The sequence below is a fragment of the Arthrobacter sp. ERGS1:01 genome (assembly GCF_001281315.1).
In the GTDB taxonomy this organism is placed as follows: Bacteria; Actinomycetota; Actinomycetes; order Actinomycetales; family Micrococcaceae; genus Specibacter.
Genome location: NZ_CP012479.1, coordinates 3,339,038 through 3,352,924 on the forward strand (window position 1 = coordinate 3,339,038; position 13,887 = coordinate 3,352,924).

The following is a 13,887-nucleotide window of genomic DNA, read 5'->3' on the forward strand; positions in this document are numbered from 1 at the left end:
AACCTGCTGCTTTCCCAGTACATACCCTTGGCCCGGATTGGGCCACCGGCGCGGCCGCGGGAGCAAACAAACAGCCACCCGGAAGCGTCGGGCTTCCGGGTGGCTGTTTGCCCCGTTACGGGAGGTGGTGCGGGCTCCTAGGCCCGTGCCTTCCGGCGTTTGCGGACGGCCAGTGCAAGCCCGGCCAGCAGCGCGCCCACGGCGGCGAGGGTGATCCCGCCGATTCCCGCGGCGCCCGTGTTGCCCAGCTCCGGACCGGTGCCGTTGCCGTTGCCCGTGCCCTTGCCGGGGCCAGTGCCCGGATCGACCGGAGCAACGGGTGCCACCTTGAAGGTGTTGGTGACCTGGACGGTTGCCGTACCGTTCACTGTCACCTTGCCGTCCGTGCCGCCGGTGGACGCCGTGTACGTCACGGTGTCACCGTCCGGCAGGTTTCCCTCGGTCACCACGCAGCTCGCGCCGTTGGGGACGCTGATGGTCTTGGCCGTGCCGCCCTTCAGGGTGAAGGCCGCGTCCGCCGGGGCTAGGGCCACGGGGCCCTGGCCGGTGGTGCACACCAGGGTGAAGGGGTACGGGCCGGCGCCGCCGTTGACGACCTTCTTCGAGACGGTCAGCAGGCCGGCATCGAAGGTGTTCGTCACCGTCAGCGCCACGGCCGTATCGAGTCCGACGACGGCGGCGTTGGCGCGGTCACCGTGGTCGATCGACACGCTGGAGGCCCCGCCGTTGGCGGTTTCGGCCACCCAGCAATCAGCCCCGACGGGCAGCTTGTCCACCGTGATGGCCTCCCCGCCCTTGATCGTGTACGGACGGTCGGTGACCACCGGGGTGGCCGTTGCCGCGCCCTGGTTCAATTCACAGCTGAGGGCCAGCGAGAACTCGCGCTCGCCCACATACCCGGCGGCGGCGCCGTCGAGCTTCTTGGAGAGCGTCAGTTCACCATAGCTGAACGTGTTCGTTGCCGTGATGGAAAGCTGCTGGAGGTCGCTGGGGATCTCCGACTTCACCACCTTGGCACCGTTCTCAAAGGAGTCGTGGTTGACGGTGCCCGAGGTTGCCCCGCCGGTGTTGGTCTCGACGCCGTAGCAGCTGGTGCCCAGCGGCAGCTTCACCGGTTTGCCGTTGGCGTCCAACAAGGCTCCGCTGGATTCGCCGCCCTTGATGTTCACCGACTGCGAGAACACCGTGGTACGCACGGGATTGCCTTCGGCATCCTTGGCGTCCCGTTCACAGGTGACCAGGATGGTGAAGACGGCGTTCTTGGCGTAGTCCTCCTCCGCGGCGTCCCCGGCCAGCGTCTTGGTGACGCTGATCGTGCCGGCCGTGAACACGTTGGCGTGCTCCCCCGTGAACCCTGCCACGACGTTGGCGCTGTCGGGCACCTCCACCGTGACGGGCGCCGGGGTGTCGTCGGCCCCGCCGTTGTCCGTCTCGCTCACCTCGCAGCTGGCGCCTGCGGGCAGGCCCTGGAGCTTCTCCGAGGTGAAGGCGCTCTGGCCCGTGGTGCCCTTCGGGATCGTGATGCTCTCATTCACGGCTGCTTCCTTGCCGTTGAATGCACACACGACCGAGAACGTGAACGGGCCCTGGGCGAGTTCCGGGGCGCCGGAGCCGGTGACTTCCTTGTTCACCGACAGGGAGCCGGTGCGGAAATCGTTCGTGATGGTGACGTGGGCCGGAATGCCGGAGTGCGTGACGACAGGATCGGACTGGCCGGGTTGGCCCGCCTTGGCCGGAAGGTACGTGACCTCGGTGGCGCCGCCGTTGTCGGTCTCCGCCACGTAGCAGCTGCTGCCCGGAGGCACGGCCGTCACGAAGCTCTTGCCGTTGGCCGGAACGTTGACCGCCTTCGGGCTGTAGCCCTCCACCGGGGTGCCGTTGAAGGAGCAGAAGACGTCCATGGGGTAGCTGTCCTGGGCGAAGCCGGCGGCCGCACCGGTCACCTTCTTCTCCAGCTCAACAACCGCGTCGGGGAAGTCGTTGGTGATCATGGCCGTTTCCACGCTGGGTGCGCCCAGAGCGGGCTTGATGACGGCGGTGAACGGGTTGTCCGCGCCGTGGTCGGTGAAGCCGCCCAGGGATTCAACCTCCCACACCTTGCAGCTTGAGTTCGCCGGGATGCCGGTGATGCGGACCTCGGAGCTGGAGGAGACCTTGTAGTCCTTGTCCAGCACGGTAAGTTTGTCCCCACCCACAGGGGTGAGTTCACAGCTCACATGGAAGGTGAACTTCACATCCGCGAGGGGCAGATTGGACGGGTTGGCGCCAATCTTCTTGGCCAGGACCAGCTCGCCATAGGCCAGCGCCACGCCCACCTTGATGGGCTCGGTGGGCGGGAGCACATGGGCGCTGCCGTTGCGGTCGGTGGTCTCGGCGTGGGCAAAGGAGTTCCAGGCGATCGTCGGATCGCCCGCCTCGGCCACGTCCACCGGCGACTTCATCTCAAAGGCGATCTCCACCTTTTCCCCGGGTGCGATCTTCGGGGCAAAGTGGATCCGCATCTGGGCCGCGGTGACGGCCGGGCCGAACTTCGCGTTCCAATCGGATGCCGCGCACTGCGGTTTTGAGGACCCGGCACCACCCATGTCAAGGTCCTTGTCGCAGACCTGGGCGTTGTTGGTGTACAGCGTGGTCAGGGTGCCGGGGCCGCTCAACGTGGGCTCCGTGGCGAGGACCGGGCGCTTGTCCCAGTCGGTGCCGCGGTCCTCGTTGGCCACGATGCCCTTGTCGCCGGCGGCCGGGAACACGTCGATGAGGCGCATGTCCGTTCCGGCCTCGGTGCCGGCGTTGACCAGGCGCAGCAGGTACTTGAACGTGTCGCCCGGGTTCACCAGGGCCACGCACGGGTAGGCCGTGTACTTCAGGCCCGCCCCGTCGACGGTCACGGGGCACGTTGCCCCGCCCACCGGCACGGCTTCCTTGGTCAGGGTGTTGTACCAGCCCAGGCTTGGCGTTCCGGCAACCCACTTGCGGGACTGGAAGAACGCGCCGGCCTTGACCGTCAACGTAGCCGTGTCGGTGCAGTACGTTCCCTCACCAAAGGCGTGCCCGGTGTCCTTGGACCCGGCGCAGGCCAGGTCCGGGTTGGAGCCGGTGGCGCCCATCGTGTTGGTCAGGACCGCGCCGGAGCCGGGGCCGGGTTCCAGCGTGGCCCGGATCTCAATGACGAACTCGGTGCCGGGGGCAAAGAGGAACGGCTTGCCGTCGGCCTGCTTGCCGAAGTCCCATTCCAGGGCCGAGACCCGCTCCCCCGTGGTGCTGGGGGTGAAGACGGGGGCAGGGAGCGCGGCGGTGTTGGCCGGAACGTCCTTCACCGTGATCTTGAACGGCAGGCCATTGTCGCCCTTGAAGGTCTCGTCAAAGGCGATGCCCGGGGGCAACAGGTCCTTGACTACCAAGTCGGTGATGTTTCCCTGGCCGGAGTTCTTCACCGTCAGGTAGAACGGTGCCGTTTCGCCGGCGCCGATGATGCTGTCCGGCTTCTTGTCCACGGTGAGCTGGTTGCTGCCCGGGATCAGCTTGATCGTGGCGTTGACGTCGCCCTTGACAGGTTCCAGCCCACCGGTTTCCGCCACTGTCTCATACTTGCCCGTTGCGGTATTTTGCAGGGCCACCGGGATTCCCGCGGAGGGGTTGCTGCGCAAGGTGTCCCGCGGCGCGAATTCGTAGCTGAGCGATCCCACGCAGGCAGTGTCGGTGACGTCCCAGCACGGGATGATGGCGTATCCGCCGCCGGCCTGGTTGCTGTTGCTGAACGTGGCGCGGAGGCCGAGCACGTTGGCGGCCTGCACGGATGCGGGGATGGCGGCCTGTGCCCTGGGGGTGCCGTTGACCCAGCCGGCGGCCGTGAGTACATCGATTTGCACCCGGTTGGCGCCGGTGGGGAACTTGACGGTCTTGATCTTGCTGAAGTTCACGGCGTCGAAGAAGCCGGGATCCGCGTCGGTGAGCTGCAGGGCCCTGGCGCTGAGGTTTCCGGTGTTCTTGATGCTCAGCGTCACATCGGCAAACTGCTGGGGCAGGCCCGGAACATGCTCGGGCAGGCTCGCCTTGCTGATGCTCTTGTTCAGTGAGGCACCCGAGCTTGCGGCACCCGTGGTGATTTGCGGGGCGCAGCTGGGGCTGGCGGGGTTGAAGGTTCCGCCGGTGGTGGTGATGAAGCAGTTGGTGAAGGGCACGCCGTTCAGGATGCCCGGGCGGCGCTCGGTCACCAGGTTCAGCGTGAATTTGGCGCCGGCCGGCAGGTTCCCGTCCAGGGTGGCCCGGATGCCCGTGGCGGCGTTCAGGTTGGCGGTGTTGCCCGCGGCATAGGGCACCCAGGATCCGCCGACGAACAGTTCGATCGTGACGTTGGGCAGTTCCGCGGCCTTGCTGACGGAGGCTGAATTCAGCTTCACGTACAGGAAGGGGTTGGCGGCGTTCAACAGCGGGGCACCGTCGGCGCCAACGGGCGGGTCGCTGATGCGCGGTGTCACGAGCGGCACGTTGCCGTTGTTGGCCACTTCAAGGCTGAAGGGAATGGGTTGCCCCGGCGGGACCGACTGCTGGCCCACGGTCTTCACGCCGGAGGAGGACGGGACGGGTGCTTCCACGGGCAGGTTCTTGCACGCGCTGCCGGAGGTGATGCCCGTGCCGTCCACGCGGCCCGCGGAACCGGAGAAGGCTGCGCAGTTGGCGATGTTGGGGCTGGTGCCGCCGGGGAGGTCCTCGTTGGTGACCAGGTTGTTCAACGCACCGTGCAGGTCCAGGCCCGCCGTTGCCTTTTCGGCGATGGACGGGTTGCCGCCGGCATCCACGCCCGTGTAGGTAACTTCCACCTTCTGAACGGCCGAGCCCGCACGCAGGATGTTCTCAATGCCGCCCTGCGCCGCGAGCTGCGCCGGGGTGTAGCTCTTCACGAGCGGGGCGCCGTTGCTGTAGCTCACGGTCAGCGTCACTGCCGTGGTGCCCGACGGCGGGCGGATGCGGATGGTGGACAGGTCCACCTTGTTCAGCTCCGTGGCCTTGGCCGGGTCCGGCTCCACGATGGTGATTTCCTTGACGGGGAACGGCGAGCCGTTGGTGACGTCCACCGTGGCGGTGACGGGCGAGTTTTCGCCCACGACGGCGTGTTCGTTGCTTGAGTTCTTCCAGTCGCCGTTGGTGTCGGCAAAGAAGTTCTTGGCGCCCTTCAGGACCAGGGAGTCGGGCAGGATTTGGGTGCTGGCGCAGGCCGGCGCCCCGTCCTTGGCGCCGTCCTTGGCATCCACCGCGGCGGGAGTTGCACAGTTGTTGACCACGAGCTTGTCCGCCGGGCGCAGCTTCTGCCCGGTGGATCGGATCGTATCGCGCAGTTCCACGCCCAGTTTGACGGTGCCGCCGGTGGCGTCGTACGGGAGTGCCGCGCCGGCCTTGTCGGTGAAGGTGACCTCGGCGCCGACGACGTCGGCGGGGTTGATGCCGGCCGGTAACACGAAACTGCCGGCGGTGCCCAGGGTGCCGCCGGCGACCCAGCCGGCCGCCGTCTTGACCCGGAGCACGGCCGTATCGGCGCCCTTGGGGAAGGTTGCGACGGCGGCATCCGTGAAGTTGAAGTTTTCAAACGTCGCCGGGGAGTCATCGGTGATCTTCAGCGCGGTGATAGTCGCGGAGCTGGAGGAGTCGTTGCGCACGCCCAGGGTGATGGTGCCGGCCTCGCCGCTGCCGGCGACTGCCGAGCCGTCGGCCCAGGACTTGGTGGCGACGCTGTTGACCACCTTGGGGACGGAGACCACAACGTTGTTGGTGGATTCCACGGCCGGGAAGTTCTTGCCCGTTGCGTGCGCGGTGTTGGCGACGGTCTCGCCGTCCTTCAGCGGGCTGCCGACGGGCAGGCGCATGCCCACCTCAAAGCTCAGGGGGGATCCCGCAGGCAGGCCCACGGCTCCGGCCGGGTTCTGGAGCGGAATCTTGAATTCCACCGTCAGCAGGCCCGTGGCCGGATCGTATTTCACCACGCGGGTGTTGGTGCTTTGTGGGAGGCTGGTGACTTCCAGCCCGGCGGGCAGCTGATCGGTCACCGTGAAGTTCACGCATTCCACCACGATGCTCTTGCAGCTCGCGACAATCTCGTAGAGGACTTCCTTGCCCGGCACCAGCGGCTTGCCGTCAAGGTTGTTGGTCTTCGTGATTCCGGCGGCGCTTTGCGGCTCGGGCGCGGCCTGGGCCGGTAACGCCGTCCCCATCCCGAGCACCACCAGGGCCCCCACCACAAGCATCCGCAGGGCGGTGCCCGATATTCGACGTGCTGCCAATCGCATGTGATCCCCATCATGAAAAGCGCGCATTGCTCCCGGACACAACTCATGCCGGTGAATCAAGGATTCCCGGCATGGATTGGCCGCGCAGAAGCGGTTTGCGCGAAATTATACTTAGGCCAAATCCTAAGCGGCGGTGCGGCCCGATGGCTCCGGAAAGCACAGACCGCCATCCGCCGGTGCACGGAACACCGCCAATTGGGTGTTCGACGGCGCCGCTAGGGCCTGGCGGGCAGCAGGGCTTCGGCGCGGTGCCGGGTACGGAAGGCCGACGGCGAAACGCCCCGGCTGTCCTTGTAGGCGCGGCTGAAGCTGTCGGCGCTGGCAAAGCCCGAGGCCCGGGCAATCTTGGCCAGGGTGGCGTCCCGGCCATGGGTGCGCAGCAGCACCTCGGCCGCGTCCAGCCGGCGCGAGCGCAGGAGCGTGGCGACGGAAACCTCCCGGCCCTCAAAGAGCTTGTAGACAAACCGGCGGCTGGCGCCCATGCAGGCGGCTATGGCGTCGACGTCGTAGTCCGGGTTCGTGAAGTTTTCGGCGATGAGCTCCAGCACCCGCTTGCGCAGGGCCTCCGCGGCACCGTCCTCCTCCGCAAGGGTGGCCAGGTAGGCGCTCAACTGGCCGACCACCAGTTCAAGCAGCGCCTGCTCAACATGGATGCTCTGACCGGGGGATTCCTCCCCGGCCATTTCCATGGTGCTTTCCACGAGGGCCAGGATCGCCTTCAGGAGCGGCCCCCCGGGCCAGGCGGCTGCCGCCAGTTTGCCGGTGGCGATCCCGCGGCCCTCCAGGTAGCGGATGGGTACGTAGAGCAAGGTGGCGTCGGTTCCGTCGAGCGCGTTGGATTCGTGGATCTCCCGCGGCAGGAGCGTGACAATATCCCCGCGCCGGGCGGTTGAGGTTTTTCCGCCCTGTTGGCAGGTCAGCCCGCCCTCGTGGACCAGCACGACCACGAGGAAGTCGTCGTAGGCGTCGCCCAGGTGTGCCGGGGTGCGGTACATGATCGTGCCGTCTCCCTGCGCCCGTGTGAGGAGGAGCCGTTCGCAGTACCAGCTCTGGACGGTGGCGGTGAACCCGACCTTCTTGTGCGGCACCAGTTTCCAGGGCTGGGAAATCGTCAGCAGGGCGGCCTCGCTGAGCAGCAAAACGCCGTGGCGGTGCTGCTGCCGGTTCTCCTGGATTCCTTGATCGGTCAAGGTTTGTACCACCCTCCCCCATGAGGCTTAGGACATCGCGTTACCGCGATATCAAAATCCAGACTAATGGAAAATACAAAGGTGGCACAAAAAAGTCCCCACCCCGCCTTGGCGGTGTGGGGACTTCTTCTTCTGTAGCGGCACCGAGACTCGATCTCGGGACCTCACGATTATGAGTCGTGCGCTCTAACCAACTGAGCTATGCCGCCCTGAATGGGAAAAGGCCCGTGCCTAGCCGGTCAAAACCGTCTTGACACGAGCCTTCCCATTCTGAGCCCCCCACCGGAATCGATCCGGTGACCTCGTTCTTACCAAGAACGCGCTCTACCACTGAGCTAGGGGGGCAACGAGAAAATACTTTACCAGTGGTTTTGCCGGATGTGAAATCGAGGAATGCCAAAGCCGCACCGGCGGCCTGTTTTGCGCCCGATTTGGCAGTGCTTTTGCTCCCGACGGCCGTTCGGGAGCCGTCAAAATCCGCGGAATATCAAGGTTTTTCAAGCTTCCATTCCTCTCCTCATGACTTGCGTCACATAGCCGCGCGAGTGCAAAAAAGGGGCAGGATTCCGTTGCCGGATTCCTGCCCCTTTTTAGAGCCCTAGGGCGTGGTGTTTACCACTTGCCCTTGCTGTTGAAGCTCTGGCCGCCTTCGTGGCGGGGACGACGGTCGCCGCCACCGTGGCCGGTGTGGCCCTGGCCGCGGTCTCCGCGGTCGTTGTTGAAGCCGCCGCGATCTGCCGAACGCTCGCCCGTACGCTCGCCGCCGCGGAAGCCGCCACGGTCGCCGTCGAACTTCTTCTTGAAGCCGCCCTGGCCGCGGTCACCGCGGTCGTCACGGCCCTTGTAGCCGCCGCCGGCACCGGCGGAGGCGGGACGGCGTCCCTTGTCCAGTTCGAGGTTGATGAGCTCGCCGCCGATGCGGGTCTTGCTCAGGGCACGCCACTGGTCCTTGCTCAGCTCGGCCGGCAGTTCCACCAGGGTGTGGTCGGAGCGGATGTCGATGCCACCGATTTGCGAGGAGGACAGGCCACCCTCGTTGGCGATGGCGCCGACGATCGAGCCAGGCATGACGCGCTGGCGACGGCCCACCGCGATGCGGTAGGTGGCGTTGCCCTCGGTCAGGGTGCGGGTCGGGCCGCGGGAGCCGAAGCCGTCCTTGGAGCGTTCCTTCTTCTGGTACTCCGGGGCCGCCGGGAGGTCGTTGACCAGCAGCGGCTGTCCACCCTGGGCCATGACGGCAAGGGCAGCGGCGATTTCCGAGGCGGGCACGTCGTGCTCTTCCTCGTAGCTGGCGATGAGGTCGCGGAACTTGGCAACGTCCTCGCTGGCCAGCGTCTCGGTGATGCGCTCGGCGAACTTGCCCAGGCGCAGCGAGTTGATGGTCTCGGCGGAGGGCAGGTGCATCTGCTCCACCGGCTGGCGCGTGGCCTTCTCGATGGCGCGCAGCAGGTACTTCTCGCGCGGGGTCATGAACAGGATCGCGTCGCCGGAGCGGCCGGCGCGGCCCGTACGGCCGATGCGGTGCACATAGGACTCGGTGTCGTGCGGGATGTCGTAGTTGATCACGTGCGTGATGCGCTCGACGTCAAGGCCGCGGGCTGCGACGTCGGTGGCGACCAGGATGTCGATCTTGCCGTCGCGGAGGGCCTCAACGGTGCGCTCGCGCTGCTGCTGCGGGATGTCGCCGTTGATGGCGGCAGCCTGGAAGCCGCGGGACTTGAGCTTGTCGGCGAGGTCCTCGGTGGCCATCTTGGTGCGCACGAACGCGATGACGCCTTCGAATTCCTCAACCTCAAGGACGCGGGTCAGGGCGTCGAGCTTGTGCGGGCCCATGACCTGCAGGTAGCGCTGGCGGGTGTTGGCGCCCGTGGTGGTCTTGGACTTGACCGTGACCTCGGCGGGGTTGTTCAGGTACTGCTTGGAGATGCGGCGGATCTGGCCGGGCATCGTGGCGGAGAACAGGGCAACCTGCTTTTCCGACGGCGTCTGGGCCAGGATCTGCTCGACGTCTTCGGCGAAGCCCATGCGCAGCATTTCGTCGGCCTCATCCAGCACCAGGTACTGGAGGTTGGACAGGTCGAGGGAGCCCTTGGACAGGTGGTCGATGACACGGCCGGGGGTACCGACAACAACCTGGGCGCCGCGGCGCAGGCCGGCCAGCTGGGGGCCGTAGGCGGAGCCACCGTAAACGGGGAGGACGGAGAAGTTGTCCATGTACTTGGCGTAGGAGGTGAAAGCCTCGGCAACCTGCAGGGCCAGCTCGCGGGTGGGAGCCAGCACCAGGATCTGGGTGTCCTTGGTGGGGCCGTTGAGGTCCATCAGCTCGGCCATGCGGGACAGGGCGGGAACGGCGAATGCCGCCGTCTTGCCGGTACCGGTCTGGGCCAGGCCCACGACGTCGCGGCCTTCAAGCAGCAGCGGGATGGTGGCGGCCTGGATGGGGGACGGCTTCTCGTAGCCGACATCGCTCAGGGCGGACAGCACGCGGCCGTCGATGCCGAGATCGGCGAAAGTGATTTCAGCTGCTTCGTCCACGGTTTCCGGGGCGTTTTCAGTCAAGTTTTCGGGCATGGTCAAAATGTCCTCATTCATAGGGCCAGGCGGCGAGGTTGCCGCATTGCAGAGATCCAGCCGCTACAGGAATCCCGGGCAGGGTCTCGCGTCATTGACGCACCGTGGGTACGGCCGCCACTGCCGGCCGAAGCCAATAGTGCATGACGTTTCTTTGCCGGCAATCCCCTATGAACGCTACTTGCCCGCCAAAATGAATCATTGCGGGCCCCAAACACTTCAGGCTCCTGCCTCAAAAATTGGGCAGAAAATAAAAGGAGATACCGGAGTGGGGGATATTTAAATTGTAGGGCATAGACTACCGCCCCCCTAGGGTGAAGCAACAGTATGGCCCGTGAGTTTCCGCACACCGCAACGCAATGGGGCCGGGACGGATGTCATCGCGACACCCGCCCCGGCCCGTTTACCTGACTCCGGTTAAGCCCGGCGCGGGCGTCCCAGCACCAGCAGCACGAGCCCCGCCAGTACGACGCCGGCCCCGCCCACGGCGAACCAGCGGCCGGTTGCGCCGGTGCTGGCCAGGCCGTCGCCGGGTGCCGGCGTGACAGAGGCCGTGGCCATCGCCGTCACAGCGAGCGTGGGGCCGCTCGACGCCGGCACGGTTGCCGAGGCGCCCGCCGTCGAACTCGGCACGGTTGACGGGACCGTGCTGGGGATCGCGCTGGGCGTCACGCTGGGTGCCGCCGACGTCGTCGGGCTCGCGCTTTCGCTCGGCTCGGCCGTAGGGGTCGCACTTTCCGTCGGTTCCGTCGTCGGCTCAACCACCGGAGCGCACACCACGTTGGAGCCGGGGACCTTGGCCGGCAGGGCGGAGACCACCACCCAGCGGTAGGCCTGGGTTGCGACACCGTCGGCGCCAATCGTGTTTGCCTCCACCACGTTGGGACCGGCCAGGAGCTTGAAGGTGTGTGACCCGTCGCCGTTGGCCTTCGACGGGGCGCCGTTGAAGATCACCTGGACCTTTGTGCCGGCGTCCTTGGGGGTGAAGGCTGCGCTGATCGACGTCACGGAGGGATCCGAGTACGCCAGCCAGGCGAGCGGGGACTTGGCCGCACCAAAGTCGATCCCCTGCCACGCCGGATCTTTCAAGGCCGCCGTAAAGGCCACCGGTCCGGGGGTGACAATGGTGGCAAAGAACGGCTGCACAGTGCCGTTGACCGTCAGCTTGCTGTAGGTGAAGGCCGTGTTGTTGTCGCTGAGCCCGCCGGTGAGCAGGCCCACCCTGGCCGTGTTGCCCACCGCGGCGTTCGTGATGGTGCCGACCGTGGTGAAGTTGCTGCCGTCCGCGGACCAGCTTCCCGTGAAGCCGGTTCCCGTGCGCTTGAGCTTGAGCCAGATGTCGGCGTTGCCCGGGTCCGCAATCTGGGTGGACTCGTCGGCGTTGCCGGCCGTCTCGGTGACGACCGCCAGAACCGGGGATCCACCCGCATGCTTGCGCTGGAACGCCACGTAGTTGTCGTCGTCAACGTAGAACACCAGGCCCGATTCCTCGTACTGGCTCTTGGTGGCACCGCTGATCTTGACGACCGCCTCGGTGTCGCCCGCAGCGCCGGCCTTGGTCATGAGCATGTTGGCGGCGATGTTTTGGGTGGCCCACAGCCCGTTGATGCCCGATTTGATGGACACGGTGTTCTTGTCGATGGCGGTCCACCGCGAGGCGTCCTCCCGGATCCAGCCCATGGCGGGGTCGAGGGTGGAGACCTGCACGCCGGTGAGGTCGATGTTGTCGGCGTTGACGCGGGCGCCGTCGCCCGTCACGGTGACCTCGCCGGCGCTCATGTTGGCCGCGGTGTTGGCGCGCATGTTGAAGCCGGGCGCGTACTTGTTGCCGGAAATGGTGATGGTGGCGCTGCCGTCGAAGGCATAGAGCGGCTTGGACGACACCGCGGCCGGGTCCACCGGCTCGGTAGGCGCGTAGTGGCTCACCACGTTGTTGGTGAAGCGGAAGCCCGTGACGGATTTGGCGTTGACCAGCTGCCCCGATGGCAGCAGGGAGAAGCGGTTGGCGTCGACGGTGATGTTCTTGTGGACCGTCTGGCCCGGAACCGTTTCCGTGTTGAAGGGCTCCACCCAAATGGCCGCATAGTTGCTGGCGGGCCGGTCAAAGACGTTGTTCCGGATGGTGACGTCGGAGACGGCGCTGGATTCATACCAGCCCACGGCGTCGGCGGAAATGTAGATGCTGGCCATGCCCATCTGGTCGAAGTGGTTGCGTTCGATCAGCACCTTCTTGGGCGTGGTGACCAGGATGCCGCGGGTGGGCACCGATTCGAAGGTGTTCCCGGCGATGTACACCTCCGGCGTGTACGTCATGTTTTCGGCCACGAACGTCTCCACGGCGAGGTCGGCCGGGAGGTCCTTGTCCAGGGTGACGGTCATTTCCCGCAGGTTTCCGGTGGTGTCGGTGCCGTTGGGCCCGGTGACCGCCGCAACCTTGTAGCTGTCGGTGCCCGCCGGGAGCATGCTGCTTCGCTTGACGAAGCGCAGCTCGTTGCCCGGATAGAACTGCGGGAAGCCGGTCGTGTCCGATTGCTCGTAGCGCAGCACGACCGTCCTGGCGGCCCTGTCGATCTTCGTCACCTGGACGTAGGTGCCGTGGATGTTGATGGGGTCATCGTGCGGGTTGTCGAAGAGCGAGTTGGTCACCTGGACCTTGCCGGCTACCCCGGACATGTGCAGGAAGTCGGCAAAGCCCACCGTCTGGCGCCAGGTGCCCGGATCGGCGAGCATCGTGATCCTGTCAAAGGAGATGTCCTTGGACAGCTGGCCCACCATGCCGAAGCCGTGCATGTAGTGCAGGGTCAGGCCCTGCAGTGCGGTGCGCTCGGATTCCCAGATGAAGACGGCGGAGGTGTCGCGCGTGTGGCGGCGGGTCTCGTAGACCTGGCCCTCCCCGCCCGGATCGGTGGCGCCGGAGTAGGTGACGCGCATGACGTCGTTGCCCAGGTCGGTAACCGAGGTGGAGTTCACCCACAGGGGCAGGCCCGAATCCTGGCGCAGGGTCTTTCCGGTGGCCAGGTCGCGGATCTGGTTCTGCCATCCGGTGGTGTCATCGGGGGCCTGGGTCCAGTACGGCTGCCCGGTGACGGGGCTCTTTTCGCCCAGGAACGTGGCCTTTGCACCGTTGACGGTGTAGCTTGTTCCGGCCGGCAGCTTGAAGTCCCGGTAGCCCTGGCCGTTGCTGACACCCGTTTTCAGGATGGTCAGGTCCAGTACGCCCGGGGAGTACCAGTCGGTGCTGAAGTTCTCGAAGCTCACGTCCTTGGATCGGATGGACGCCATCTCGGTTTGGCTGCCGTGGTAGGTCAGCGAGGAGCCCATGCCGTCGACGATGACGTCGTCCATGTCTTCGATGAGGACGCCGATGTTCTTGGAGACATAGGCCGGGTTTTCGCCCACCGTGTTGGAGATGTACAGGTTCCGTTTGGGCGTGTTCTCCGGATAGACCGTGTAGCTGCCGCAGGGGAAGGCGATGGTGGTGGGGGCCTTCAGGCTCTTGGCATAGAGAATGGCGTCGTTGATCGCCTTCGCCGAATCCTTCACACCGGTGGGGTCCGCGCCAAAGTCGGTGACGTTCACAATTGTGCGTTTCGCGGCGTGGACCGGCATCGACGCCTGGTCCGGCTGCGCGGGGCTTGCGGCATGGTAGCCAACGGTTGAGGCGTTGAGGCCGACGGCGGACAGCGGCGCCGGCTCCTGATCGGCCGCATGGGCGGCGTAGGGCAGGACGCCGGTGGTCAGCACGAGGCCAACTCCAACGGCGAGCACGCCCGCCCCGAGGCGCCTGAACGTGGTACTCGACTGCCCGCCGAGGGAATGGGAATTGCGAGTGATTGACATGATTGCGA

Annotated in this window: 4 protein-coding genes and 2 tRNA genes; all 6 read right to left on the reverse strand. The window is 66.1% G+C overall.

What is annotated here, in order from left to right:
* Nucleotides 1-137 precede the first annotated feature (137 nt).
* A complete protein-coding gene (locus AL755_RS19100; protein ID WP_160318932.1) occupies nt 138-6,278 on the reverse strand; it encodes a DUF5979 domain-containing protein in 6,141 nt (2,046 codons plus the stop codon).
* A gap of 215 nt (nt 6,279-6,493) precedes the next feature.
* Nucleotides 6,494-7,468, reverse strand: a complete 975-nt coding sequence (locus AL755_RS19105) for a helix-turn-helix domain-containing protein (RefSeq protein ID WP_054012357.1) — start codon at nt 7,466-7,468, stop codon at nt 6,494-6,496.
* 135 nt (nt 7,469-7,603) lie between these two features.
* Nucleotides 7,604-7,677: transfer RNA gene (locus AL755_RS19110), tRNA-Met, on the reverse strand.
* A gap of 64 nt (nt 7,678-7,741) precedes the next feature.
* Nucleotides 7,742-7,813, reverse strand: a tRNA-Thr gene (locus tag AL755_RS19115).
* Between the two features lie 267 nt (nt 7,814-8,080).
* Nucleotides 8,081-10,039 (reverse strand): DEAD/DEAH box helicase, encoded by a 1,959-nt coding sequence (locus AL755_RS19120; protein WP_237762551.1) that lies wholly within the window; start codon nt 10,037-10,039, stop codon nt 8,081-8,083.
* 417 nt (nt 10,040-10,456) lie between these two features.
* The gene (locus tag AL755_RS19125) at nt 10,457-13,879 is read right to left on the reverse strand and encodes a DUF1349 domain-containing protein (protein ID WP_160318933.1); all 3,423 of its coding nucleotides are present in this window, start codon (nt 13,877-13,879) and stop codon (nt 10,457-10,459) included.
* Nucleotides 13,880-13,887 lie beyond the last annotated feature (8 nt).